The following is a 26,489-nucleotide window of genomic DNA, read 5'->3' on the forward strand; positions in this document are numbered from 1 at the left end:
GAGCACGAGGTGGACTACGGCTGCGCCCACCAGCCGTCCAGCGGCGTCACCGGCAGGGCGCGCTTGTGGCGGGTCGCGTGGTACACCGACTCCAGCTTCGCCGCCACCTCCGGCGCGACGTCGGCACCCTCGAGATAGTCGTCGATCTGCGCGTACGTCAGGCCCAGCGCCACCTCGTCGGGCAGGGCCGGGCGGTCGTCCTCGAGGTCGGCGGTCGGCACCTTCTGCCACACGCTGTCGGGGGCGCCGAGCTCCCGCAGCAGGGCCGCGCCCTGACGCTTGGTCAGGCCGGTCAGCGGGGTCAGGTCGACGCCGCCGTCGCCATGCTTGGTGAAGAAGCCGGTGACCGCCTCGGCGGCGTGGTCGGTGCCGACGACGAGCAGGTTGAGCTGGCCGGCGATCGCGTACTGGATCACCATGCGCTCGCGGGCCTTGATGTTGCCGCGGACGAAGTCGCGCAGCCGGGGCGCGCCGCCGAGCAGGTCCGCCAGCCCGAGCGCGGTCTCGGCGGCGACGGCGTCCGCGCCGGGCCGGACGTCCACGGTGACCGTCCGGTCCGGCCGGATGAACCGCAGCGCGGTCTGCGCGTCCTGCTCGTCGGCCTGCGTGCCGTACGGCAGCCGCACCGCGACGAACGTGACCGCCTGCCCGTCGGCGCGCAGCTCCTCGACGGCGAGCTGGCACAGCCGGCCGGCGAGGGTGCTGTCCTGGCCGCCGCTGATGCCCAGCACGTACCCCTGCGCCGGGGTGGCGCGCAGGTAGTCCTTGAGGAAGCCCACCCGTCCGCGGATCTCCGCCGCCGGGTCGATCGTGGGCCTGACGCCGAGCTCGGCCAGGATGCGCTGCCGTTGGTTCGCCATGCCCGCACTGTACTGAACAAGATCCGGATGCGCCGGACGGTCCGCGGCATAGACAGGCGGCTTAATCGTAAGGAATGTTGACAGTTGGCGTATCGACTCGTACCTTACCGATGGTCACGCCGACGAGAGGGGGACTCGTGTCGGGAGCTTTGTCTTTCGGTCAGGAACGGCTCTGGTTCCTGGACCAGCTCGATCCCGGTGACGCCTCCTACAACATCCCGCTGGTCCTGCGGCTGACGGGTGACCTGGACGCGGCCGCGCTGCACGCCGCGCTGCACGGCGTGGTCGAGCGGCACGAGACGCTGCGCACCAGGTTCCCCGCCGTCGACGGCCGCCCGCACGCGACCGCCGGGCCCGCCCCGGTGCTGCGGGAGGTCGCCTGCACCGCCGCCGAGCTCGACGCGCTGCTCGCCGAGCGCAGCAACGCCCCGTTCGACCTGGCCGAGGGGCCGCTGCTGCGGGCCACCCTGCTGCGCGTGACCGACCGGCCCGGCGAGCACGTGCTGAGCCTCGTCGTGCACCACATCGTCGCCGACGGATGGTCGCTCAACGTGCTGCGCGACGAGCTGGCCGGCCGCTACGCCGGCACCTTCGACGCGCCGCCGCTGCCGACCACGTACGCGGCGTTCGCCCGGGCCCAGCGCGACGCCGGCGCCGAGCAGGACACCACGTTCTGGCGGGAGCAGCTGACCGGCGCCGCCCCGCTCGAGCTGCAGCCCGACCTGCGCCGGTCCGCGGCCAGGACGTCCGACGGCGCGTTCCACACCCGCCGCGTCGCCGGCGTCGCCGCCCTCGACGCGTTCGCCCGCGAGCAGCGGGTCAGCCCGTTCATGGTGCTGCTCGCCGTGTACCAGGTGCTGCTGCAGCGGCACACCGGCCAGGACGACATCAGCGTCGGCGTGCCCGTCGCCGGGCGCAACGACCCCGACCTCGAGCCGCTCGTCGGCTACTTCTCCAACACCCTCGTCCTGCGCGGCGACCTCGGCGCCGACATCACGTTCCGGGAGCTGCTGCGGGCCACCCGCCGCACCGCCCTCGGCGCGTTCTCCCACCAGGACCTGCCGTTCGAGCGGCTCCTCGACGAGCTGCACGTGGCGCGGGACCTGTCGCGCAACCCGCTGTTCCAGACCCTGCTCACCGTGCACAGCCAGGACGGCGACCGGCACGGCGTGCCACGGCCGTTCGGCCCGCTGACCGCGGTGGAGATCGACGGCGGGCACAGCCAGACCAAGGTCGACGTCATGCTCGACGTGTGGCGCTCCGGCGAGGACCTGCTCACCGTCTTCGGCTACCGCCGCGACCTGTTCCGCCCCGGGACGATCGCCGCCCTCGCCGAGCGCTTCGAGCTGCTGCTGCGCGCCGCGATCGCCGCCCCGGACACCCGCCTGCGCGACCTGCCCGTGCTCACCGAGGCCGACCGTGCCTTCGTCGTCCGCGCCGCCCGTACGACCACCGCCCCGCCCACCGGCACCGTCCTGGACGAGCTGGCGGCGAGGGTGGCCACCCACCCCGACACGGCGGCCCTGGACACGACGACCTACGACGAGCTCTGGCAGGCGTCGGGCCGGCTGGCGGGGGCGCTGCTGGCGGCGCTGCCGGACGGCGCGCCGCGGATCGTCGGGGTGTGCCTGCCCCGCGGGCCGCACGCCGTCGTCGCCATGCTCGCCGCGTGGCGGGCCGGCGCCGCCTACCTGCCGCTCGACCCGGCGTACCCGGCGGCCCGGCTGGCGTTCATGGTCGCCGACAGCGGCGCCGCCGTCGTCGTCACCGACGACCGGCACCCCTTCGACGGTGTGCGGACCCTGCCGGTCACCGCGACCGGCACCGGGCAGCCGGTGCGCCCGGATCCCGAGGACACCGCGTACGTCATCTACACCTCCGGCTCGACGGGCACGCCGAAGGGTGTCCTCGTGCCGCACCGCGCGCTCGCCGCGCGGGCCGCCTGGATGCGCGACGGCTACGGCATCACCGCCGCCGACACGGTCGCGCAGTTCGCGGCGCTGAGCTTCGACACCCACGCCGAGGAGCTGTGGCCGGCGCTGACCGCCGGCGGCACCGTCGTGTTCGCCGACGCCGACCTGCCGCAGTTCCTCACCACCCCGGCCGGCGCGGCCGTCACCGTGCTGGACCTGCCGACGCCGTACTGGCACCGGCTCGTCGACGACCTCGGCGGCGTGCCCTGGCCCGCCGGGCTGCGCCTGGTCATCCTCGGCGCCGACCAGGTCGAGGCGGCCGCCGTCGCCGCGTGGCGGGCCGCGTTCGGCGACCGGGTCCGGCTGGTGAACTCCTACGGCCCGACCGAGACCACCATCATCGCCACCGTCGCCGACCTCACCGGCGCGGACCCGGACGGCGACCCCGGCGACCGGCCGCCGATCGGGCGTCCACTGTGGGACACCACGGTCGCCGTCACCGACCGGCACGGCCGCCCGGTGCCGCCCGGCGTCCCCGGTGAGCTGCGCATCGGCGGCGCCGGCGTGGCCCACGGCTACCTCGGCCGCCCCGGCCGCACCGCCGAGGCGTTCGAACCCGACCCCGACGGCCCGCCCGGCGCCCGCCGGTACCGCACCGGCGACCGCGTCCGGTGGCGGCCCGACGGGCAGCTGGAGTTCCTCGGCCGCCTCGACGAGCAGGTCAAGGTCCGCGGGTACCGGATCGAGCCCGGCGAGGTCACCGCCGCGCTGCTCGCCCTGCCCGGCGTCGGGCAGGCCGCCGTCGTCGCCCGCGCCGACGCGCTCATCGGCTACGTCGTCCCGGCCGCCCCGGAAGCGGGCCGCGACACGGCCGCCGTCGACCCCGCCGGGCTCCGGCAAGCGCTTGCCGCGACGCTGCCGGCGCACCTGGTGCCCAACGCGATCGTCACGCTCGACGCGCTGCCGCTCACCGTCAACGGCAAGCTCGACCGGGCCGCCCTGCCCGACCCGGAGGTCCGCTCGGCGACCGGCTACCTCGCGCCGCGCACCGACGCCGAGGACCTCGTCGCCGGGGTGTGGGCCGAGGTGCTCGGCGTGGAGAAGGTCGGCGCGCTCGACGACTTCTTCGACCTCGGCGGCCACTCGCTGCTCGCCACCCGCATGGTGGCCCGGATCCGCGCCGCCGTCGATCTGGCGGTGCCGATCCGCACCCTGTTCACCCACCGCACGGTCGCCGGGTTCGCCGCGGCCGTCGAAGCACTGCTCATCGCCGAGATCGAGGCGATGAGCGAGGAGACGGCACAGCACATGCTCACGGGGGACCAGTTATGACCGATCCGCAGCGCAGTCAGTCAGGCAGGCGCCGGAGCGCAGCGGAGGCGAACGCATGACCGTCGAGGACCTGTCCGCCACGAAGCGGGCACTGCTCAGCGCGAGACTCCGCAGACGACCGGCCGCCGCCGAGGCGAGCATCCCGGTCCGGCCGGCGGGCACCACCCCGCCGCTGTCGTTCGCCCAGGAACGACTCTGGTTCATGGAGCAGTTCGCTCCCGGCACCGCCGCCTACCACATCCCCGTCGCCCGCCGGCTGCGCGGACCGCTCGACGAGGCGGCCCTCGCCCGATCCCTCGACGACGTCGTCACCCGGCACGAGTCGCTGCGCACCCGGTACCCGGTCACCGACGACGGCAAGCCCGTCCTGGAGATCGCCGCGGCCGGCAGCCCGGACGCGCAGGTCACGCTGACCGTCGTGGACGCCGCCGACGAGCAGGCCGCCGCCCGCATCGTCGACGAGGCCGTCGGGCGCCTCTTCGACCTCGTGCACGGCCCGCTGCTGCACGCGCTGCTGGTGCGCATCACCGGACCGGCGGACAGGCCGGTGACCGACGACCACGTGCTGCTGCTCGTCACCCACCACAGCATCAGCGACGGCTGGTCCAGCGAGGTCCTCGTCGGCGAGGTCCTCGCCGGCTACGACGCGCACGCCGCCGGGGTGCCGTCACCGGTGCCGCCGCTGCCCGTGCAGTACGGCGACTTCGCCGCCTGGCAGCGCGAGCGGCTCACCGGGGCGGCGCTGGCCCGCGAGGTCGACTACTGGCGCACCGAGCTGGCCGGCGTCGAACCCCTCGCCCTGCCCACCGACCGGCCCCGGCCCAAGCAGCAGACGTTCGACGGCGCCGGCTACGGCTTCGACATCGACCGCGCGCTGCTCGACGGGCTCACCGCCCTGGCCCGCACCCACGGCGCCACCGTCTACATGGTGCTGATGGCCGCGTTCCAGGTCGTGCTGGCCCGGCACAGCGGGCAGCGGGACTTCGCCGTCGGCTCGCCGATCGCCGGGCGCCCCGAGCCGGAGCTGGAGCGGCTCATCGGCATGTTCGTCAACGTGCTGGCGATCCGGGCCCGCCTCGACGGCGACCCGACCTTCGCCGAGCTGGTCGAGCGCACCCGCGAGACGTGCCTGTCCGCGTACGCGCACCAGGAGCTGCCGTTCGCGCAGCTGGTCTCGGAGCTCAACGTGCCCCGGGACGTGAGCCGCTCACCGGTCTTCCAGGCCGTCCTCGCCGTGCAGAACTACGCGACCGCGGCCACCGCGGACGCCGGCGGCCCGCTGGACGTCAGCCCGTTCGGGCTGCGGGCCACCGGCACCCGCTTCGACCTCGAGCTGTTCGTGATGGAGGACCCGACCGGGCTGCGCGGCGCCTTCAACTACAACGTCGACCTGTTCGACGAGGCCACCGTCGCCCGCATCGGCCGCCACCTCGACCAGCTGCTGCGCGCCGTCGTCGCCCGGCCCGACGTCCCGGTGTCCACCGTGGACCTGCTGGAGCCCGCCGAACGCGAGCTGGTGCTGCACGCCTGGAACGACACCGCCGCCGACTTCCCGGACGGGGCGACCCTGCCGGGGCTCATCGCCGCGCAGGCCGCCCGGACCCCCGACGCGGTGGCCGTGCAGTTCCAGGACCGCCGCCTCACCTACCGCGAGCTGGAGGCCGCCGCCGACCGGGTCGCGCGCCGGCTGCGCGCCGAGGGCGCCGGCCCCGGCGGGCTCGTCGCGGTCAGCGCCGAACGCTCCACCGATCTCGTTGTCGGCCTGCTCGGCGTGCTGAAGGCCGGCGCCGCGTACGTGCCGCTCGACCCGGACTACCCCGCGGACCGGCTCGCGTTCATGCTCGCCGACGCGGCCGCGCCGGTGCTGCTGACCCAGTCGAGGCTGCCGGTGCCGGACACCACCGCCACCGTCATCTTCCTCGACGACCCGTCAGAGTTCCAGCAAGGGTTCGCCCGGAAGCTGCCGCCGGTGCCGGACGCGCCGCAGGCCGGCGACGTCGCGTACATGATCTACACGTCGGGCTCGACGGGGAAGCCGAAGGGCGTGCCCAACACGCACCGCGGCATCGTCAACCGCCTCGACTGGATGCAGCGCACGTACCGGCTCGACGGCACCGACGTCGTGCTGCAGAAGACCCCGGCGAGCTTCGACGTGTCCGTGTGGGAGTTCTTCTGGCCGCTCATCACCGGTGCCCGGCTGGTACTGGCCAAGCCCGGCGGGCACAAGGACGCCGCGTACCTGCGCGACCTGATCGTCCGCGAGGGCGTCACCACCACCCACTTCGTGCCGTCGATGCTCGCCATGTTCCTCGCCGAGGACGGCATCGCCGCCTGCACCAGCCTGCGCCGCGTCGTGTGCAGCGGCGAGGAGCTGCCGGCCGACGCCGTCCGCGCGTTCGCCGCCGCCCTGCCCGCCACCGCGTTGTGGAACCTGTACGGCCCGACCGAGGCCGCCGTCGACGTGTCCGCCTTCCGGTGCGAGGGCGACGCCGGCACCGTGCCGATCGGCGCGCCGATCCAGAACATCCGCCTGTACGTGCTGGACCCCGCCGGCCGGCCGGTGCCCCCGGGCGTCCCCGGCGAGCTGCACATCGGCGGCGTCGGCCTGGCCCTGGGCTACCACGACCGGCCCGGCCTCACCGCCACCCGGTTCGTCCCGGACCCGTTCGGGCCGCCCGGCGGCCGGCTGTACCGCACCGGCGACCTCACCCGGTGGCGCACCGACGGCACCATCGAGTTCCTCGGCCGCATCGACCACCAGGTGAAGCTGCGCGGCCTGCGCATCGAGCTCGGCGAGATCGAGGCCGCGCTGCGCGCCCAGCCGGGCGTCACCGAGGCCGCCGTCACCGTCCGCGAAGACCGGCCCGGCGACAAGCGCCTCGTCGCCTACCTGGTCGGCGCCGCCGAGCCCGACGCCGCCGCGCTGAAGACCGCGCTCAAGAAGGCGCTGCCGGACTACATGGTGCCCAGCGCGTACGTCGGCCTCGACCGGCTGCCGCTCGGCCCCAGCGGCAAGCTCGACCGCCGTGCCCTGCCCGCACCGGTCGCCACCGCCGGCGGCGCCGACAGCGCACCCCCCACCACGCCGGCCGAGCTGGTGTTCGCCGCGATCTGGTGCGACGTGCTGGGGCTGCCGTCCGTCGGCGTCGACGACGACTTCTTCGACCTCGGCGGGCACTCGCTGCTGGCCACCCAGGTCGTCGCCCGGGCCCGCAAGCAGCTCGACGGCGTCGGCCAGCCGGTCAGTGTCATGGACGTGTTCACCCTCAAGACGATCCGCGAGCTGGCCGCGTTCGCCACCATGGCCGAGGAGGACCGCGGGCCGCGGCGGCTGCTGCACCGGCTGTCCAAGGACGCGGGGACGCCGGGCAGGACACCGCAGCTGTCGCTGGTCTGCGTGCCGTACGGCGGTGGCAGCGCCGTGGTCTACCAGCCCCTGGCGGACGCGCTGCCGGCCGGGCACGCCCTGTGGTCCGTGGCGATCCCCGGCCACGACGTCGGGCTCACCGAGCAGCGGCTGCCGTTCGAGGAGCTCGCCGACCGCGTCGCCGCCGAGATCCAGGAGCGGGTCAGCGGACCCGTCGCCCTGTACGGGCACTGCGGCGTCGGCAGCGCGCTCATCGTCGCCGTCGCCCGCCGCCTCGAGCACGCCGGCCGGGACCTCGAAGCGGTCTACATCGGCGCCCAGTTCCCGTTCGCCCGCCCGCGCAGCCGGGTGCTCAGCGCGCTGAGCCGGTTCGCGGCCCTGGAGCCGCTGCTGGGCAACCGCGTCTACGAGAACTGGCTGACCTCGATGGGTGCCGACGTCGCCGACCTCGACGAGACCCAGAAGCAGTTCATCATCGGCAACATGCGCCGCGACTCGGTCGCCGCCGAGGAGTACTTCACCGCCACCCTCGACGGCGGCAACGGCGGGAAACCAGAGCGGCTGCGCGCCCCGATCGTCTCCGTCATGGGCACCCGCGACCCCGCCGCGGACTTCTACCAGGAGCGATACAAGGAGTGGCTGCTGGTCGCCGACCGGGTCGCCCTGGTGCTGCTGGACGAGGCGGGGCACTTCTTCCTCAAGTACCGGGCGAAGGAGCTCGCGGAGATCGTCAGCCGCACCCACCCGACCCTCACCGCCGGCGGCCCCGAGCCGCGCGACGTGCTGCCGTCCACGGCGGGGGAGACGTCGTGGTGGCTGCACGGCACCGGCGCCGCGGCGCCCGCACCCGCCGACCCGGCCGAGGCGAGACCCGTGCCGCAGCCCGGCATGGGCCGGTTCCTCATCGTGGCGCTCAGCCAGCTGGTGTCCATCACCGGCTCGGCGCTCACCGAGTTCGCCCTGCCGATCTGGATCTACCTGGAGACCGGGTCCGTCGCCCGGTACGCCCTGTACGCCGTCATCGGCATGCTCCCCGGCATCCTCGCCGGGCCGCTCGCCGGCGCCATCGTCGACCGGTTCGACCGGCGCAAGGTGATGCTCGCCGGTGACATCGCCGCCGGCGCCACCCAGGCCGCGCTGCTGGCCCTGCTGGTCAGCGGGGTGCTCGTGCCGTGGCACATCTACCCGCTGCTCGGCGCGCTGTCGATCGCGCTGACGTTCCAGCGGCTCGCGTACGCCTCCGCGGTGCCGCAGCTCGTGCCGAAGCAGTACCTCGGCCACGCCAACGGCATCGTCCAGCTCGCCGGCGGCGTCAGCGCCTTCGTGGTGCCGCTCATCGCCGTCGGGCTCATGGCCGGCATCGGGCTCAAGGGCATCCTGATCCTCGACGTGCTCAGCTACACCGTCGCGGTCACCGTCCTGGCCGTCGTGAAGTTCCCGCGGACCCTGCCGTGGCGGCGCCGGGAGACGCTGCTCGCCGAGATCCGGCACGGCTTCGCTTACTCGTGGCACCACCGCGGGTTCCGCGCGATGCTGCTGTGGTTCGCCGGCCTCAACGTCTTCCTGTCCCCGCTGTTCCTGCTCATGACCCCGCTCGTGCTGTCGTTCACCGACCTCGACGCGGCCGCCCGGGTCGCCATGTGCGGCGGCGCCGGTGTGATCGTCGGCGGCATCGCGATGGGCTTCTGGGGCGGCCCCCGCCGGCAGCGGCTGCGCGGCATGCTCGGCCTCGCCGCGCTGCTCGCCGCCGCCGCCGTCCTCGGCGGCACCCAGCCGAGCGTGTGGATCGTCGGTGCCTGCGCCTTCGGCCTGTCCGCGGCGCTGTCGCTGGTCAACGGCGTCTACACCACGATCGTGCAGGTGAAGGTGCCGCAGCGCTACCACGGCCGGGTCTTCGCCCTGAACACCATGGTCGCCTGGTCGACGCTGCCGATCGGGCACGGCATCGTCGCGCCGCTCGGCACGAAGCTCTTCGAGCCGCTGCTGGCCCCCGGCGGCGCGCTCGCCGGGTCCGTCGGCGCCGTCATCGGCACCGGACCCGGCCGCGGGATCGCCCTCATGTACGTCGTGTTCGGCCTCGCCATGGCGGCCATGGTCGCCGTCGGTCTGCGGATCCCGGTGCTGCGCCGCTTCGACCGCGACGTGCCCGACGCCCTGCCCGACGACCTCGTCGGCATCCAGGAGCTGCGCCGGCGGGTGCCGGCCACGGAGGACGCCCGGCCGCTGGAGCCGGTCCGATGACCACCACCGCCAGACCGGTGCGCGCCCCGGCGGCCCCGGCGACTCTGCCCGAGCTGCTCGCCCACCGGGCGGACACCGAACCGGACCGGGTCGCGCTCGTCGCCGGCGACGAGCAGGTCACCTTCGGCCGGTGGCACGCCCGGGCCGGCGCGGTCGCGGCTGGGCTGCACGCCCGCGGCCTGCGCCCCGGCGACCGGGTCGCGCTGCACTACGGCACCGCGAGCTGGCACGACTACGCGGTCGCGTGCACCGGCGTGCTGCGCGCCGGGCTCGTCGCGGTGCCGATGTCGGACCGGCTCGCCCCCGCCGAGGTCCGCCACGTGCTCACCCACAGCGGCGCCACCGCGGTGCTGCGATCTGCCGGCCGTCCGGACACCGACCTGGCGTGGTCGGCGACCCTCGCGGAGATCGAGGCCGAGGCCGGCGGCAGTGTCCCGCCGCAGCCGCCGTCGCCGCGGGACCTCGCGCAGATCCTGTACACGTCCGGCACGACCGGGGTGCCGAAGGGCGTCGGCGCCACCCATGCCAACCTCGCGCACGGCTGCACCCTCGACCCGCGCCGCCGGCCGCTGGCGCACTCCACGCACTTCCTGCACGCGTTCCCGGTCGGCAGCAACGCCGGGCAGACGATGCTCGTCAACGCGCTCAACGCCCGCGCCGCCGCGCTCACCGCCGGCACGTTCACCCCCGGCCGGTTCGCCAAGCTCGCCGAGCGGTACGCCGCCGGCACCATCTTCCTCGTCCCGGCCATGGCGATCGAGATGCTGCACGCCAAGGTGCACACCACGCACGACCTGTCCGCGGTGCGGCTGGTCGGCTCGACCGCGGCCGCGCTGCCGCCGGCGGTCGCGTTGCAGCTCGCCGCCGCGTTCCCGGCCGCGACGATCGTCAACTACTACACCTCCACCGAGGCCGCCCCGGCGCAGACGTCGATGGTGTTCGACCCCGAACGACCCGGCGCGCTGGGCCGCCCGACGGTCGCGGCCGACCTGATGATCGCCGGGCCGGACGGGCGGCCGCTGCCCGCCGGCGAGGTCGGCGACGTGTGGCTGCGCTCGCCGGTCGCGGCCCGGTCCTACTACCGCGACGGCGACGCCTCCGCCGAGGTGTTCCGCGGCCGGTGGGTCCGCATGGGCGACGTCGGCCGGCTCGACGACGAGGGCTACCTGTACCTCGTCGACCGGGACTCCGACGTGGTCAAGTCCGGCGCGCACAAGGTGTCGACGCTGCAGATCGAGCACGCCCTGCACGAGCACCCGCTGGTGCGGGAGGCCGCCGCGTTCGGCGTGCCGCACCCGGTCCTCGGCACCGCGGTCGCCGCCGCCGTCGTCGCCGACGGCACCCTCACCGCCCCGCAGCTGCGCACGTTCCTGCTCGACCGGCTCGCCGGGCACGAGGTCCCGGGCCGGGTCCTGTTCCTGGACCGGCTGCCCCGCAACGACAACGGCAAGATCCTCAAACGTGAGCTGCGCCAGCTCCTCGACGACGACAGGGCGACCCAGTGACGACCCAGGCCATCCGGACCACCGCGGCGACCCCGCTCACCCCCGCCCAGCACGGCGTCTGGATCACCGAGCAGGCCCTGCCGGCCGGGGCCGCCTATCACCTCGCGGTGACGGTCCGGTTCACCGGCGGGCTCGACACCGATCGGCTGCGCGCCGCCTGCGCCGCGGTCGTGGCCCGGCACCCGGTCCTCGCCGGCGCCGTCGACGACACCGAGCTGCCCGTCCTCGTGCCGGCCGCCGCCCCGGTGGACCTCGTGGTGCGCGCGGGGGAGCCGGCGGACGTCGCGGCCCTCGTCGCCGCGCCGTTCGACCTGCGGCGCGGCCCCCTCGCCCGGTTCACCCTGCTGCGCACCGGACCGGACGAGCACCTGCTGGTGGCCGTCGTGCACCACCTGGTCTTCGACGGCACCTCCAAGCAGGTCCTCGTCGCCGACCTCGCCGCCGCGTACAACGGCACCGATCTGTCCACAGTGGACTCCGCGGCGGCGGTGCCGGCCGTGGACGTCGCGGGCGCCGCGGCGTTCTGGGCCGCGCGGTGGCAGGAGCCGGCCGCGCCGCAGCTGCCCGGCCTGCGGCACACCCCGCCCGGGACGGCCGGCGTCGCGGTGCCGTTCACCGTCGGCACCGGCGCCCTCGCCGAGGCGGCCACCGCGGCCGGCGTCACCCACTTCGAGTTCCTCCTCGCCGCCTGGCACGCGCTGCTGCGCCGGTACGGCAACGACACCGTCACCACCGCCCTGGAGCTGTCCACCGCCGGCCGCGACGCACCGCCGCGCATCGGGCTGCACGTCAACGAGCTGCCCGTCACCACCGCACCGGACCCCGCGCAGCCGTTCTCGGCGTTCGCCCGGTCCCTGCGCGCCCACCTGCGCGACGTGTACGCCCACCGCGGCGTCCCGCTCAGCCACGCCGTGCGCCTCACCCCGCGGGCGGCGCTCGCCCCGCTGACCGTCAGCTACCGGCGGCGTACCGACCCGCCCGCGTTCGCCGGCGCCGGCAGCACGGTCGACTGGCTCGTGTTCTGCGGCGCCGTGCGCGGCACCGCGAACCTGCAACTCGTCGAGGGCTCCACGGTCGTGGAGGGCAGCCTGCAGCTCGCCGCCGGCGCGTTCGACGCCGGGCAGGTCGCCGCGGAGTACCGGGCGCTGCTCGGCGCCGCCATGGCCGCCCCGGACACCGCGCTCGGCGACCTGCCGCTGCCGGCACCGGCGCCGGCCGGGACCGTCGGGTCCGCGCCGCAGGACACCGTCGTGGACCGGTTCCTCGCCCGGGCCGCGGCCGCCCCGGACGCGGCGGCGGTCATCTGCGGCGACCGGCGGGTCAGCTACGGCCGGCTCGCCGCGGCCGCCACCGGCCTCGCCGGCCGGTTGCGGCGGCAGGGGATCGGGCCCGGCTCGCTGGTCGGGATCGCGCTGCCGCGCACCGCCGAGCTGCTCGTCGCGGTGCTCGGCGTGCTGGAGACCGGCGCCGCCTACCTGCCCCTGGATCCGTCCTACCCGGCGGAGCGCATCGCGTTCATCCGCGACGACGCGGGCGCGGCCACCGTGCTCGCCGCCGGCGACGTCGCGCTGGACGGCACCGGCGGCACCGGCGACGCCGCGCCGGACGAGGCACCGTCCCCCGATGACGTCGCGTACGTCATCTACACGTCCGGCTCGACCGGGCGGCCGAAGGGCGTCGCCGTCCCGCACGGCGCGCTGACCAACCTACTGGACTCGATGCGCGACCACCTCGGCGCCACGGCCGGCGACACGTGGCTCGGGCTCACCTCGCTGTCGTTCGACATCTCCACCGTCGAGCTGCTGCTGCCGCTGACCGTCGGCGCCCGCGTCGTCCTCGTGCCGCCGGACGGACACCGCGACGCCGCCGCGCAGCTGCGCCTCGTCGACCGGCACGCGGTCACCCACGTGCAGGCCACCCCGTCCGGCTGGCGGCTGCTGCTGGAGGCCGGCCTCCCCGGCGGCGACCTGGTCGCGGTCACCGGTGGCGAGGCGCTGCCGGCCGACCTCGCCGCCGCGCTGCGCCCCCTGGTCAAGCGGCTCGTCAACGCGTACGGCCCCACCGAGACGACCGTCTGGTCGGCCCTCGCCGACATCGAGGCCGGTGCGCCCGTCACCATCGGCGGGCCGGTCGCCAACACCACCCTGCACGTGCTGGACGACGCCCTGCGGCCCGTCTCGGACGGCATCGCGGGGGAGCTGTGGATCGGCGGGGTCGGCGTCGCGCACGGGTACCGCGGCCGGTCCGGGCTCACCGCCGACCGGTTCCGCCCCGACCCGTCCGGCGCCCCCGGCACCCGCATCTACGGCACCGGCGACCGGGTCCGCCGCGGCCCCGGCGGCCTGGAGTTCCTCGGCCGGGTCGACAACCAGGTGAAGCTGCGCGGCCACCGGATCGAACCCGGCGAGATCGAGGCCCGCCTGAGCACCCACCCGTCGGTGGCGCAGGCCGCGGTGACCCTCGCCGACCCGCACGGCCCGCGGGCCCGCCTCGTCGCCTACGTCGTGCCGGACACCGCCTGCGGCACCGTCGACGCGGCGGCGTTGCGCGAGCACGTGGCGCGGGCGCTGCCCGGGTACATGGTGCCGGCGGCCGTGGTCGTGCTGGACCGCTTCCCGCTCACCCCGAACGGCAAGCTCGACCGGGCGGCGCTGCCCGCACCCGGCGACGGCGGACGCCCCGACGAGCCGCCGGCCGCCCGTACCGGCGACGACACCACCGCCACGGTGACCGCCATCTGGCAGGAGGTGCTCCGCATCGACGACATCGGCCCCGACGAGGACCTGTTCGACCTCGGCGGGCACTCCCTGACCATCACCCAGATCGCGGTCCGCATCCGCAAACGCCTCGGCGTCGACGTGCCGCTCGACGTCTTCTTCGACACCCCAACGATCGACGGCGTCGTCGCCGCGATCGCCGACCTGAGGGAGGCCCGATGAGCACGCCGGACACGTTCGCCGTCGTCGTCAACGACGAGGAGCAGCACTCGCTGTGGAACGCCGCCGAGGAGCCGCCCGCCGGCTGGCGGCGCACCGGCTTCACCGGCACGAAGGACGAGTGCGTCGCCCACATCGACGAGGTGTGGACCGACATCCGCCCGCTGAGCCTGCGCCAGCGGCTGGCCGCCCGATGACCGGGGTGGATCTGCGCGACCGGGTCGCGGGGATGGTCAGCACGGCGACCGACGGCGAGGTGAGCACGCAGGAGATCCTCGCCGCCGGCGGGTCCCTCGCCGCGCTCGGCGTCGGCTCCCTCGCCGTGCTGCGGCTCATCGACGCCCTCGACGACGAGCTCGGCGTCCAGCTCGACCTGGACGCGCCCGGCACCCACCTCGACGACTTCGACGACCTGGTGCGCACCGTGCAGGAGCGGGCGGTCCGTGATGACTGAGCCGCTCACCGAGCTGGTGACGACGGCCCGGGTGCCGTTCACCGGCGCGCGGTCGGGCGCCGGCCCGCTGACGTGGGGGCAGCGGGCCATCTGGCACGCGATCGGCCGCACGGTCCCGAACGACCACTACTTCAACCTGGACCGGGTCGTCGACCTCGGCCCGCGCACCGCGCCGATCGGCACCGCGCTGGACGCGCTCGCCGCCCTCGTCGCCCGGCACGAGGCGCTGCGCACCCGCCTCGGCGACCCGTCGGGCGACACCGGCGGCGCCGGTCAGGTCCTCGCCGGCGGCGGTGTCCTCGACGTGTCCATCGTGGACGGTGGTGGCGACCCGGCCGCCGCGGCCGCCCGCGTGCGGGACCTCCTCGCCGGCACCGCCTTCGACTACCGGGGCGAGTGGCCGCTGCGCGCCGCGCTCGTCACCACCGGCGGCGAGGTCAGCCACCTGGTCCTCGTGCTGTGCCACCTGGCCACCGACGGCCACGGCGCCGAGGTCCTCGCCCGCGACCTGCGGCTGCTGGTGCGGCGAGGCACCCGCGGGCTGCGCGAGCCGGAGACCACGCCGCTGGACCTCGCCGCCGAGCAGCACTCCCCGGAGGGGCACCGCCGCGGGGCGGCCGCCCTCGCCTACTGGGCCGAGCAGTTCGCCCGCATCCCCGCGACCATGTTCGCCACCCCCGTCGCGGCGCCGCAGGCACCCCGGTACTGGACCGGGCGGATCGTGTCGAGCGCGCTGAGCGGGGCCGTGGACGCGCTCGCCGCCCAGCACGGCGTCACCGGCTCCACGGTGCTGCTCACCGCCGCCGGCGCCCTCGCCGCGGCGGCCGGCGGGCACGCGACCACCGCCGTCATGCCGATCGTCAACAACCGGTTCACCACCGGCCACCGCGACCTCGTCAGCACCCTGTCCCAGGACGGCCTGTTCGTCCTGGACGTCGAGCGGCCCACGTTCGGCGCGCTGCTGCGCCCCGGCTGGCAGGCGGCGCTGCGCGGCTACCGCGCCGCCGCCTACGACCCCGCGGGCTGGGACGCGATGCTGGCCGGCGCCGCCGCGGCCCGCGGGACCGAGGTGCACCCGTACACGTGCTTCAACGACATGCGGCTCGTCGCGCAGGCCGGCGGGGGCCGCCCCACCCGGACCGCGGCCGACCTGCGCGCCCTGCAGCGGGGCACCCGCGTCGACTTCCCCGCCACCCAGGACCGCGTCGCCTGCCGGTACTGCCTGCACGTCACCCAGGACGGGCCGGCCCTCGTCGTGACGCTCACCGCCGACACCGCGTACCTGCCGCCGGCCGCGATCGAAGGCCAGCTGCGGGCGATCGAGGAGCTGCTGGTGCGCGCCGCCGGGGAAGACGTGCCGATGACCGCGCTGACCGGGCTGCTGTGACCCCGCAGGCGTACGCCCACGCCACTTCCTGCGTGGCCGGGACCCCGCTGCGGTTCGCGGTGCGCGGCGCCGGGCACGTCGTCGTCACCGACGCCGTCACCGGCCTGGTCATGCACCGCGACGTCGTCGACGGCCCCTCCTGGACGCTGCCGGTGCCCGCGTCGTGGCCGTCGTCGCTGTACCGGGCCACGTTCGCCGCCCCCGGCGCGGTCCCGCGCATCGACGGCGCCGGCGACGACGAGGCCTGGTTCGTGGTGCGCTCCGCGGCGCCGGTCGCGCCGATCCTGGTGTCGATCCCGTTCGCGACGTGGCAGGCGTACAACCGGGCGGGCCAGCCGTCCGAGGGCCTCTACTACGCGGAGGAGCCGACCCGGGCCACCGCCGTCACGTTCGACCGGCCGGGCGGCGGGCCACCGCCGGAGCGGTGGGAGGAGCCGCTGCTGCGCTGGCTGCGCGCCGCCGGGTACGAGGTGGAGTTCTGCTCCAACCTGGACCTGCACCTGGAGCCGGCGATCCTCGACGCGCACCGGGCGCTGGTCGTGTGCGCCCACGACGAGTACTGGACGTGGGAGCAGCGCGACGCCGTGGAGGGCTTCGTCCGCCGCGGCGGCAACCTCGCCGTCCTCGGCGCCAACACCGCGTGGTGGCAGATGCGCCTCGAGGACGGCGGCCGCACCATGGTCTGCCACCGCGACGCCACCACCGACCCGATCGCCGCCGTCGACCCGGGCCGGGTCACCGTCGAATGGTCCAGCGCCCCCGTCAACCGTCCCGAGAACACGATGACCGGCGTCAGCTTCCGCCGCGGCGCCGGCGCCTGGGGCGACGGGATGGCCGTCATCGGCCTGGAGGCGTTCACCGCCCGGTTCGCCGGGCACTGGGTCTTCGACGGCACCGGCCTCAGCGACGGCGACAAGTTCGGCCAGGGCACCCTCGGCTACGAGACCGACGCCGCCGACGTCGTCGAGGTCGACGGCGTGCCCCGGGCCACCGGCCGCGACGGCACCCCGCCGTCGTTCGTCGTGCTCGCCACCGCCGACCTGCGGCACTGGCGCCGGTACGGCCAGGGCGGCGCGGCCACCATGGGCGTCTTCGACCTCGGCGCCGGCACCGTGTTCACCGCCGCCACCGTCAACTGGGGCAAGGGCCTCAGCGACCCGGTCGTGGACCGCATCACCCGCAACGTCCTGGACCGATTCTCGGCGTCCATCCCGCCGCCGCCCGCCGCGCCCGTCGCGGACGGGGTGGCGGCCCGGTCCGCGCCGCGCGCGCCGGTGGCGGGCCGGCCCGCGCGGCGCGGCCCCGGTGATCACGGCTGGACCGTCATCGGGCCGCCCGCCGAGCTGCAGGCCCTCACCACCTGCGACGGGGCGTTCTACGCCGTCGCCGCCGACGGTGGCCTGCTCACCCGCGAGGCGTGCGCGCAGAACCTGCCCTGGCGGCGCATCGGCGACGCGCCCGGCGTGGTGTGCCTCGCCTCGCCCCGCGAGGCCGCCGGGCCGATGCTGCAGGGGCTGTGGGCGGTCACCGCCGGCGGCCGGCTGCGGTACCGGGACCCGGCCTTCGACGCGCCCGCCTGGACCGACGTGACCGACGCCCCGCCGGGCACCCGCTGCCTCGCCCTGTGCGACGCGGGCCTGTTCGCCGGCACCGCCGAGGACATCCTGTGGTACCTGCCCGCCCTGGAGCTCGGCAGCGGCGCCTGGCGGGCGGTCGGGGACGCCGGCGGCAGCCTGGCCCTGACCACGCTCGGCGGTCGCCTGTACGGCATCACCGCCGCCGACCGGGTCGTCAGCCGCCCGCCGGTGGCCCGGCCGCACCCGTTCACCGACGTGTGTGACGCTGCCGCCAGCCGTACCGTCGCCGCACACGCGGGACGTCTCGTCGGCGGCGGCCCGGGCACCCCGCTGCGGCACCGCCTGCCTGTTCAACACACTCATGGGGCCTGACAAGACCGACTTCGAAGCGCGACCTCGGCCGCGACCGCGTCGTGCCGCCCCTGGACGGCCTGTGGCCGGACAGGCAGCGCACCATCCTGCGGCAACCCGTCGCCGCCGCCGCGACCTGACCGCGCGGCTCGCGGCGCCGGCGGCTACGGTGATCTCGTGGCATGCCGAATCACCGAACTGGTCCTGGACGCCCGCGACCCCGAGCTGCTGGCCCGCTTCTGGTGCGAGGTGCTCGGCTACGTCGAGCTGTCCCGCGAAGGCGCCGACATCGAGATCGGCCCGCCCGGCATCGGCTTCGGCGGCCCGCAGCCGACCATCATCCTGAGCCGCTCCGACGAGCCCAAGACCGGCAAGCTGCGCCTGCACCTCGATGTCAACGCCACCGACCGCGACCAGGACGCCGAGCTGGAGCGCCTCCTCGCCGCCGGCGCCCGCCCCGCCGACGTCGGCCAGACCGGCGAGGAGTCCTGGCACGTCCTCGCCGACCCCGAAGGCAACGAGTTCTGCCTCCTGCGCCGCCGCGTCGCACCCGTGTGACCTCCCCGGGCGCAGCCGGCGGACCGTTCGGCACGCGCTGGGATCGCGTGGTTTCGACCTGGACGCGGGCAATGCAGTACCCGGGTGAGACGCCGCAGTGGTCCCGGCGGACCGAGGCTGATGGCCCGCGCCGACGCGAGCCGTCGTGCGGTGCGCTCCGAGTCGCCGGCGCCGGCCGCCCAGGTCCGCATCCGTCGAGGTCCGCGCGGCCGACGCACGTTCAGCGTGGCGACCCCGACCCGAAGGCCGGGGTCGCCACTGCTGTCAGGCCGAACCGGCCAGTGAGCGGGCCACCTCGTCGACCGGGGCCAGCAGCACCGTCTCGACCGGCAGCTTGGCCAGGGCGTCGACGTCGAAGCGGCTGTCCAGCTCGGTCACCGTCGCCTGGATCTCCTCGAGGCGGGTGCCGGTGGCGTCGAGGATCTCGCTGAGGTGGGTGGCCTCGGCGGTCTCGTGCAGGGCGACGTGCAGCAGGGTCAGGGCGTTGATGCGGGCGCCGGTCAGCTCGGGGACGAGCAGGACCAGGCGGCCGTCGCGGGCGCCGCGGACCAGGCGGACCATGCGGGACTGCACGGCGAGCCGCTTGGAGCCGCTCAGCTCCGCGCCGTCGCCGGCCCGGCTGGGCAGCCCCTCGGAGACGCCGGCCCGGCGCACGACGCGGATCGTGGTGCGCTGCGGCGACCAGCCGAGCTGGTAGCGGGTGGCGCCGTCGACGCGGTCGACGACGCGGGCGAAGGCGCGCAGGGCCACCAGGACCGAGTAGCTCATGGTGGCGGGGTCGGCGCCGACGTCGGCGATCGCCCGGGTCAGCGGGTTGTCGACCAGGTCGGAGTCGCCGCGGGAGGTGCCGACGGTGACGGTCTTGGCCTGGTGCTTGACGGAGTCGATGGAGCGGGTGAGGTCGTCGACGGCGGCGGTGATCCGGGCCCGGGTGAAGTCGACCGGGTCGGCGGCGACGCGGGGCGCCGTGACGAGGGAGCCGCCGTGGCGCAGCAGCAGCGCCGCGTCGGACAGCCGCAGCGCGGTGTCGCTGGGCAGCACGCCGCGCATCGTGCCCTCGGCGGCGTCGGCGAGGAACGGGTGCAGGTCGGCGCAGGCCCGTTCGATGTCCTGGAGGGTGACCTTGCCGCTGTCGACGGACAGCTCCAGCGCCGCGAGCGCGCCGCGCAGCGGATCGGCCTTCGCGTCGATGGCCCGCGCCGTGTGGTACGCGAACAGGTGCCCTGCGGCGGTGCTGAGGATCCACGCGAAGACCGGGTGGGCGGCCGGCACCCGGACCACCCACTGCGTCGCCCACGGCACGTCCATGCCCTCGTCGACGATGATGACGGGGGCGTTGCGGTGCGCGGCGAAGATGTCGACCTCCTTGGCGAGGTCGCGCACCTGGCCCGGCGGGGTGCCGGCGGCGCAGATGAGGATGAACGCCTCGGCGGACAGGTCGACGTGCTTCTTGTCCTCGACCGCGTCGGTGGACATGGTCTTGTAGCACAGCTCGGACAGCTTGATCCGGGCCTCCTCGGCGGCGACCCGGTTCGGGCCGGAGCCGACCACGGCCCAGTGCGGGTATCGCAGCGCGACCTCGCTGATCCGGGCGATCTCCGGCTCCAGGGCGCGCAGCTCGGCGAGCTGGTTGGGCATCTCCAGCAGCGCGTGCAGCAGCGTGTCCTCCAGCTCGGTGGCCAGCCGGTCGCAGACGCGGGCGATGTGCAGGCCGAGGACCGCGCCGGTGGCGACCTGCGAGTAGAACGCCTTGGTGGAGGCGACCGCCATCTCGACGTCGCGGCCGTCGGAGGTGTAGAGCACGCCGTCGCTCTTGTGCGCCAGGTCGCTGTCGCGGCGGTTGACGATGCCGAGCACGCGGGCGCCGCGGGCGCGGACCATGTCGACGGCGCGGTTGGTGTCGGTGGTGGAGCCGGACTGGCTGACCGCGACGACGCAGACCGTGGACATGTCGGGGCGCAGGCCCCATGCCGACAGCTCGGTCGCGGGCATCGCCTCGACCGTGATCGCCGGCTGCAGCAGCGGGCGGACGACGTTCGCGATGCCCCGGCAGGCGACCGCGGCGGTGCCCTGGCCGATGAGCAGGATCTCGGTGATCTCGCCGGCGGCGAACCGGTCGCGCAGCGTGCGGGGGAACGACGCCTCGCCGAGCACCGTGGTGAGGTGCTCGCCGTCGGGCACGATCCGGCCGCGGAGGCTGCGGCGGAACGACGACGGCGCCTCGGTGATCTCCTTGACCAGGTAGTGCTCGAACTGGCCGCGGGCGACGTCGCGGGTGGTGATCTCGGCGGTCGACACGTGCTCGTCGGTGACCGGGACGGGCCGGCCGAGCACCGTGTAGCGCTCCACGGCGGCGAGGGTGCCGGCGCCGGTGCGGTTGAGCGCCACGACGGTGCCGTGCTCGCCGTCGCCGTCCACGACCGCGCCGTCCAGCCGCAGGTAGCGGTCGGTCCAGCCGACCAGGCCGTACACCTCGCTGGCGACGAGGAAGCAGGCGGGCGCGAACCCGACGTAGAGCCCCTGGCCGCTGCCCCGGACGCCGAGCAGCAGCCGGTCGGGGTCCGCGTCGCTCTGCGCGGCGATGGCGAACGAGCCGTGGAACCGCCGGATCGAGGCGGCGAACGCGCGCACCGGGTCGCCGCCGGCGTCGATCTCGCGGCGCAGCATCACCGGGATGACCTTGGCGTCGGTGGTGATGCCGGACTCGTCGACCGGCAGCTCCAGGGTGTCCCGCAGGTCCAGGTGGTTGTCGATGTCGCCGTTGAGCACGGCCGTCGCGTAGCCGGTGCCGCCGTGGGCGCGGGTGGTGCTGTCCACCGGGTGCGCGTTGGCCTCGCTGATGCGCCCGACGCTCGCCCACCGGGTGTGCGCGAGGACGGTGACCCGCGCGCTGGGCATCGCCAGGACGGTGTGCAGGGCGTCGTCGGCCTCGATCGCGGCGCGCAGGAACGCGACGTTGTCGCCGAGCCGGCCGATGATCGAGGCCCGCTTGTAGACGAAGGTCAGGCCGGCGTCCAGCAGCGTGACGGCGGTGTGGCCGTAGCCGGGGTCGGTGCGGCCGGTGATGCCCGCCGCGGCGGCCCGGTCCCGCTCGTCGAGGGTCACCCAGACCTGCAGGCCGGCGGAGTCGCGCCCGCGCACCTCGAGGCGGTCGATCGCCTCCAGGGTCGCGTCGATCGCGAGGCAGGCGCGGCCCACGTTGACGTTGGTGAGCGCGCCGCGGGCTAGCCGGCTGACCCGCTGCGCGACCTGGACCCGGTCGTTGGCGATCGTCCACAGCAGGTCGCGGGCCTGCCCGGCGCGCCGCTGGACCGCCTCGAGCTGCTCGGGGTCCAGCAGGTGCCCGCCCTCGTCGAGGCCTCGGTCGAGCCCGTCGAGCCACGCGGTGTGCGCGTCGACCCGGTCCTGCACCTGGGTGCGCAGGTCGGCGTCGGCGGTCAGCCGGTAGCAGCCGGTCGGCGCGGTGAACAGCGCGGCGGCCGTGCCCAGCTCCTTGACCAGCACGTCCAGCAGGCCGGTCAGGCCGGCGTGCTCAGCCGCGCGGGCGGGGTCGGCGGTCGGCGGCTCGGGCAGGCTGTCCAGCAGCTGGGCTGCGGTGACCTCCTCGAGCTGGACACTGTAGTCCGGCAATGCGGCGACGATCCCACACACGTCGTAAACCCCTTCGCTACCCGCCCGGTGCGCCTTGGCGCTGTCGCAAGGCACCCCGCACGCTAGCAGCGATCGCCCATCCGTGGTGCGCGCAACGTCGCCTCCGGCGCCGTCAGGCCGTCACCGAGGCAACATAACCGCAGCTCAGAGAGGTTGCAAAATCGCGCATGTCAGATGCGCGATGTGTCGGTACGCCGCCCGCCGGATGCTCCAGTTGATGCCGAGCGTAGTTGGCGGGGCAGCGCACCGTGACGGTTTCAGGGGCGCAACAGCGTCTTGACCGCCCGCCGCTCGTCCATCGCGCGGTACCCCTCGGCGGCCTGGTCGAGCGGCAGCTCCAGGTCGAATACGAGACCGGGGTCGATGCGCCGCTCGAGGATCAGGTCGATGAGCTCCGGCAGGAACCGGCGCACCGGGGCCGGCCCGCCGTGCAGGTGGACGTGGGAGTAGAACAGCTCCGTGCCGGGCAGCTCGACGCCGTGCGCGACGCCGACGTACCCGACGTGCCCGCCGGGGCGGGTGGCGCGGATCGCCTGCATCATCGACTCCTGGGTGCCGACCGCCTCGACGACCGAGTGCGCGCCGAGCCCGTCGGTGAGGTCCTTGATCCGGGCGACGCCCTCGTCGCCGCGCTCGGTGACGATGTCGGTGGCCCCGTAGTGCAGGGCGAGCTTCTGCCGGTCGGCGTGCCGGCTCATCGCGATGATCCGCTCCGCGCCGAGCTGCCGGGCCGCGAGCACGCCGAGCAGCCCGACGGCGCCGTCGCCGACCACCGCCACGGTCCTGCCGGGGCCGACCTCGGCGGCGACGGCGCCGAACCAGCCGGTGCCGAGCACGTCGGAGGCCGCGAGGAGCCCCGGCACGAGGTCCTCCGGCGGTGCCTCCGGCGTCGCGACGAGGGTGCCGTCGGCGAGCGGCACCCGCAGCCGTTCGGCCTGCGCGCCGAGCGCGCCGACGGGCTCGCGGTGCACGCAGGAGCTCTGGTAGCCGGCCCGGCAGATCTCGCACGTGTTGTCCGAGGCGAAGAACGACCCCACCACGAACTGGCCCGGCTTGACGAGCCGGACGTCGCCACCGACCTCCTCGACGACACCGACGTACTCGTGCCCCATCGGCGAGGGCTTGTTCACCGGTTCGACGCCCCGGTACGGCCACAGGTCCGACCCGCACACGCACGTCGCGGCGAGCCGGATGACGGCGTCGGTCGGGTGCTCGATCCTCGGGTCCTGCCGCTGCTCGACGCGCACGTCGCCGGGCGCGTACAACACTGCTCCTCGCATGAGGTGATTCCTCTCGGTTTCCGTCCCGGTGGGCCACGACGCCCGGCAGCGCCGTCCCGGCCACCCCACGGTCGCCGGGGCCCGCGAGTCCCTCATGTCCCGGTGGGCCGGGTTCACACCTCCCGGGCGGCCGGCAGGGCCAGCGCGGGGCGCACGGCGGCGAACGTGTCGTGCATGCCGCGGGCGGCCGACAGCATGAGCATCCACTCGTTGCAGCCCTGCCACGGGCTCACGTCGGCGGCGCCGCCGCGGACCACCCGGCGGCCCGGCCCGGTGCGGGCGGTGCCGTCCACGGGCGCGCCGTCGTACCCGGGCGCGTACACGTCCGCGCACAGCTCGCCGAGCGAGCCCATCGCGGCCAGGCCGAACGCGTTCTCGCTCGCCGCGACCCGGTCCTCGGCCACGAACCGCTCCAGCAGCTCCGCCTCGTCGGGCACCCGGTCCCCGCGGTGCGTCAGCGTGGTCGTGCCGGCGCGGGCCGCGTACTCCCACTCGGCCTCGGTCGGTAGCCGGAACGGCAGCGCCGCGAGCAGGTCGTGCAGCTCACCCTCCAGCCTGGCGGCCACCCCGTCGTCCTCGGCGTAGTCGTCGCTGTAGTCGGGCAGCCAGTGCCGCACCTGTGCGACGGTGAGCGGGTGGCGGGCCAGCAGCAGCGGCCCGACGGTCACCTCGCGGACGGGGCGGACGGCCTCGAAGTCGCGCGGTGACACCTCGAACTCCTCGTGGGCCGCGAGACTTTCCCCGCGCTCCGCGATGCCGTGCAGCGCCGCGATCTCCCTGTCGGACAGGCCCATGCGGAACGTGCCGCCCGGCACCAGCCGGAACAGCACGCCGCTCGGGTCGTGCCGCCACGCCGCCCGTCCGGCGACGTCCAGCTGCGACCAGTCGTCACCCAGCGCGCTCAGCACGCGATGACGGTACCGCAGAGGCGGCGTCGAGCAGCTCGATCAGCCGCCGCTGCTGCGCGGCGTCCAGGCGGTCGATCATGGGGGTCAGCGCGCGCTGGATCTGCTCGTGCAGGCGGGCGGTGAGCTGCTGGCCGGCGTCGGTCATGTACACGTCGACGGCCCGCCGGTCGTCGGGGTTCTTGTCGCGGGCCAGCAGGCCGCGGCGTTCGGCGCGGTCGATCAGGCCGGACATCGTCGACTTGTCCAGGCCCAGGTACGCGGCCAGCTCGGTCACCTGCAGCCGCCGGTCCCGCAGGATGCCGAGGACCCGCAGCTGGGTCAGCGACAGGTCGTGCTCGGCGCCGGTGCGGGTGAGCACGCCCATCACCTGGAAGGCGTTGAGGACGAGCGCCTCCGCCAGCGGGTGCCGGCCATGCACGCTGCCGTCATCACCGCGTTCGACGCCCCACCGAGCTACCGCGAGCACCCCGAGCCCGTCGCCGCCGGCGAGCACGACCTGGTCGTCGACGTGCTCGCCGCCGGCCTGCACCACCTGACCCGGGCCAAGGCGAACGGCTCGCACTACTCCAGCACCGGGGCGCTGCCGCTGGTCCCCGGCGCCGACGCCGTCGTCCGCGACGCGCAGGGCCGGCTGCGGTACGCGGCGCTCGACGACACCCCGTTCGGCACGTTCGCCGACCGTACCGTCATCGACGAGCGGCGCAGCGTCGTGCTGCCCGACGAGGTCGACCCGGTCCGGATCGCGGCCGCGATGAACCCGGCGATGTCCTCCTGGGTCGCGCTGCGCCGCCGCATCGACTTCCGGCCCGGCGGGCGCGTGCTCATCCTCGGCGCCACCGGCAACGCCGGCCGGATGGCGGTCCAGATCGCCAAGCTGCTCGGCGCGGCGCACGTCACCGCCGCCGGCCGCGACCCCGCCCGCCTCGCCGCGCTGCCGGCCCTCGGCGCCGACCAGACCGTCACCTTCGACCAGATCGAGCGGGCCGCCGACGCCGACGTCGTCATCGACTACGTGTGGGGCGAGCCCTCCGCCGGCGCGATGATCCCGCTGCTCACCGCCCGCACCGACCGCGGCGCCCCGCTCACCTGGATCCAGATCGGGTCCCTCGCGGGCCGCACCGCCCCGATCCCGTCCGCCGCCCTGCGCGCCGCCCGCCTCCAGCTCGTCGGCAGCGGCATCGGCTCCGTGCCCGCCAGGCACTTCCTCGAGGAGCTGCCCGCCCTCGCCGCCGCCGTCACCCGCGGCGAGATCGACGTGCGGGCCCGCGCCGTGCCGCTCGCCGAGGTGTCGCACGCCTGGACCACCGCCGCCACGGACGAGCGCATCGTCTTCGTCCCGTGAGCCGGGTGCCGGCCGCTGCGAGGGCGGGACCGCCGCGGCGCGGCGACCTTCACCGCGGCGATAGGACGGCCTGCTCGGCCGACCTCCTCCCACGCCGTCCACATGCCCATGCGCCGGCGGGAGATGCCGAACGAGCGGCCGGATCAGCAGCCGGTCGCCGTGCCGGCTTCAGCGCAGGCCGGTGACGGCACCGATCGCCGCTGCCAGCGCATCCTCGGCCCGCCCAGGCAGGGTCCCGCGCCGGGCGGCGAGGCGGGCGGCGAGACCGGGCCCGGCCAGCCACTCGACGACCTGCCCGGGCCCCGGCCTGGGCGGGCCGTACAGGCCCTCGGGTTCCTCGACGGCCAGGTAGGCGTTCCAGGGCCGCGTCCCGGCTCGGATCGCGGCGATCTCCCGGGCGTACCCGGCCAGGTTCGCCAGGGCGACCGGGTCGCCCGAGTACTCCCAGTGGCGCAGGTACGGCCAGAGGTCGTCCTCGATCAGCATGATGCCGGTGAGGACCGGTTCGAACTCGCACAGGTGGACGTCCGCGGTGATCGACGCCTGCCAGTGCGCCGCCGCGAAGTCCCGCACCGCCGCGCGTTCCGGTGCGGGCCAGGTCGCGAAGTCACCGTACGCGAGGTGGCCGTAGACCACCTCGACGTGCTTGAGGTCGCCGAGGTCACCCCACAGCGTCAGCGAGTCGGCGGCGTACCGCCGCAGGTCCTCTTCGGCCAGCTCGCGAGGCGGCGCCCGGTGTGCCGTGTCTGCCGTGGCGATGGTAGGCCCTACCCGCCGGCCCGGCCGACGCGCGACGGCCCGGCGCCTGGGGCGGCCGGGCCGTCGGG

16 protein-coding genes are annotated in these 26,489 nt (G+C 75.3%); 10 read left to right on the forward strand and 6 right to left on the reverse strand.

All coding sequences use genetic code 11. The annotated features are described in order from the left end of the window. Positions 1-14: 14 nt before the first annotated feature. The gene (nadE, locus tag OP18_RS18110) at positions 15-860 is read right to left on the reverse strand and encodes an ammonia-dependent NAD(+) synthetase (protein WP_033360096.1); all 846 of its coding nucleotides are present in this window, start codon (positions 858-860) and stop codon (positions 15-17) included. Between the two features lie 149 nt (positions 861-1,009). Between nadE and OP18_RS18115 the strand changes: the two genes are divergently transcribed. The 9 genes from OP18_RS18115 (at position 1,010) to OP18_RS18155 (ending at position 18,481) form a co-directional block, all read left to right on the forward strand. Beyond that, entirely contained in the window at positions 1,010-4,105 is a 3,096-nt protein-coding gene (locus OP18_RS18115) for a non-ribosomal peptide synthetase (RefSeq protein WP_211273580.1), read from the forward strand. Between the two features lie 55 nt (positions 4,106-4,160). Then, complete coding sequence (locus tag OP18_RS18120) at positions 4,161-9,713, forward strand: non-ribosomal peptide synthetase/MFS transporter (protein ID WP_033360098.1); 5,553 nt, start codon at positions 4,161-4,163, stop codon at positions 9,711-9,713. Continuing rightward, positions 9,710-11,218 (forward strand): class I adenylate-forming enzyme family protein, encoded by a 1,509-nt coding sequence (locus OP18_RS18125; protein ID WP_033360099.1) that lies wholly within the window; start codon positions 9,710-9,712, stop codon positions 11,216-11,218. The genes OP18_RS18120 and OP18_RS18125 overlap by 4 nt, the downstream gene beginning before the upstream one ends. Continuing rightward, entirely contained in the window at positions 11,215-14,157 is a 2,943-nt protein-coding gene (locus tag OP18_RS18130) for a non-ribosomal peptide synthetase (RefSeq protein ID WP_211273581.1), read from the forward strand. The genes OP18_RS18125 and OP18_RS18130 overlap by 4 nt, the downstream gene beginning before the upstream one ends. After that, a complete protein-coding gene (locus OP18_RS18135) occupies positions 14,154-14,351 on the forward strand; it encodes an MbtH family protein (protein WP_033360100.1) in 198 nt (65 codons plus the stop codon). Before OP18_RS18130 ends, OP18_RS18135 begins: the two co-directional genes overlap by 4 nt. Continuing rightward, positions 14,348-14,608 carry a phosphopantetheine-binding protein gene (locus tag OP18_RS18140; RefSeq protein WP_033360101.1) on the forward strand — a complete coding sequence of 87 codons (261 nt, stop codon included), beginning with the start codon at positions 14,348-14,350 and terminating at the stop codon, positions 14,606-14,608. The genes OP18_RS18135 and OP18_RS18140 overlap by 4 nt, the downstream gene beginning before the upstream one ends. After that, the gene (locus OP18_RS18145; protein ID WP_052386904.1) at positions 14,601-15,995 is read left to right on the forward strand and encodes a condensation domain-containing protein; all 1,395 of its coding nucleotides are present in this window, start codon (positions 14,601-14,603) and stop codon (positions 15,993-15,995) included. The genes OP18_RS18140 and OP18_RS18145 overlap by 8 nt, the downstream gene beginning before the upstream one ends. Before the next feature lie 32 nt (positions 15,996-16,027). Then, positions 16,028-17,944, forward strand: a complete 1,917-nt coding sequence (locus OP18_RS18150; RefSeq protein ID WP_081970868.1) for a N,N-dimethylformamidase beta subunit family domain-containing protein — start codon at positions 16,028-16,030, stop codon at positions 17,942-17,944. A 156-nt stretch (positions 17,945-18,100) separates the two neighbouring features. Beyond that, positions 18,101-18,481 (forward strand): VOC family protein, encoded by a 381-nt coding sequence (locus tag OP18_RS18155; RefSeq protein ID WP_033360102.1) that lies wholly within the window; start codon positions 18,101-18,103, stop codon positions 18,479-18,481. Positions 18,482-18,745: 264 nt separating this feature from the next. Here the strand turns inward: OP18_RS18155 and OP18_RS18160 are convergent, their stop codons facing one another. The 4 genes from OP18_RS18160 to OP18_RS18175 form a co-directional block, all read right to left on the reverse strand. Continuing rightward, complete coding sequence (locus OP18_RS18160; RefSeq protein ID WP_052386906.1) at positions 18,746-22,111, reverse strand: SIS domain-containing protein; 3,366 nt, start codon at positions 22,109-22,111, stop codon at positions 18,746-18,748. A 278-nt stretch (positions 22,112-22,389) separates the two neighbouring features. Further along, entirely contained in the window at positions 22,390-23,412 is a 1,023-nt protein-coding gene (locus tag OP18_RS18165) for a zinc-dependent alcohol dehydrogenase family protein (protein WP_033360103.1), read from the reverse strand. A 113-nt stretch (positions 23,413-23,525) separates the two neighbouring features. Beyond that, entirely contained in the window at positions 23,526-24,320 is a 795-nt protein-coding gene (locus OP18_RS18170; RefSeq protein WP_245635423.1) for a formylglycine-generating enzyme family protein, read from the reverse strand. Further along, positions 24,301-24,738, reverse strand: a complete 438-nt coding sequence (locus OP18_RS18175) for a MarR family transcriptional regulator (RefSeq protein WP_033360104.1) — start codon at positions 24,736-24,738, stop codon at positions 24,301-24,303. The genes OP18_RS18170 and OP18_RS18175 overlap by 20 nt, the downstream gene beginning before the upstream one ends. Here OP18_RS18175 and OP18_RS18180 point away from each other — a divergent pair. Further along, positions 24,733-25,662 carry a quinone oxidoreductase family protein gene (locus tag OP18_RS18180; RefSeq protein WP_033360105.1) on the forward strand — a complete coding sequence of 310 codons (930 nt, stop codon included), beginning with the start codon at positions 24,733-24,735 and terminating at the stop codon, positions 25,660-25,662. The two genes, OP18_RS18175 and OP18_RS18180, sit on opposite strands and share 6 nt — an antisense overlap. Positions 25,663-25,830: 168 nt before the next feature. On the opposite strand, the gene OP18_RS18185 is transcribed toward OP18_RS18180, so the two are convergent. Beyond that, a complete protein-coding gene (locus tag OP18_RS18185; RefSeq protein ID WP_033360106.1) occupies positions 25,831-26,298 on the reverse strand; it encodes a hypothetical protein in 468 nt (155 codons plus the stop codon). Positions 26,299-26,489 lie beyond the last annotated feature (191 nt).

Origin of the sequence: Dactylosporangium aurantiacum, from assembly GCF_000716715.1 — a bacterium.
GTDB classification, from domain to species: domain Bacteria; phylum Actinomycetota; class Actinomycetes; order Mycobacteriales; family Micromonosporaceae; genus Dactylosporangium; species Dactylosporangium aurantiacum.

Excerpts from the sequence above, each read along its gene's own strand:
- nadE (WP_033360096.1), bottom strand. The coding sequence starts at position 860 with ATGGCGAACCAACGGCAGCGCATCCTGGCCGAGCTCGGCGTCAGGCCC.
- OP18_RS18120 (WP_033360098.1), top strand. The coding sequence starts at position 4,161 with ATGACCGTCGAGGACCTGTCCGCCACGAAGCGGGCACTGCTCAGCGCG.
- OP18_RS18125 (WP_033360099.1), top strand. The coding sequence starts at position 9,710 with ATGACCACCACCGCCAGACCGGTGCGCGCCCCGGCGGCCCCGGCGACT.
- OP18_RS18135 (WP_033360100.1), top strand. The coding sequence starts at position 14,154 with ATGAGCACGCCGGACACGTTCGCCGTCGTCGTCAACGACGAGGAGCAG.
- OP18_RS18140 (WP_033360101.1), top strand. The coding sequence starts at position 14,348 with ATGACCGGGGTGGATCTGCGCGACCGGGTCGCGGGGATGGTCAGCACG.
- OP18_RS18145 (WP_052386904.1), top strand. The coding sequence starts at position 14,601 with ATGACTGAGCCGCTCACCGAGCTGGTGACGACGGCCCGGGTGCCGTTC.
- OP18_RS18165 (WP_033360103.1), bottom strand. The coding sequence starts at position 23,412 with ATGCGAGGAGCAGTGTTGTACGCGCCCGGCGACGTGCGCGTCGAGCAG.
- OP18_RS18180 (WP_033360105.1), top strand. The coding sequence starts at position 24,733 with ATGCACGCTGCCGTCATCACCGCGTTCGACGCCCCACCGAGCTACCGC.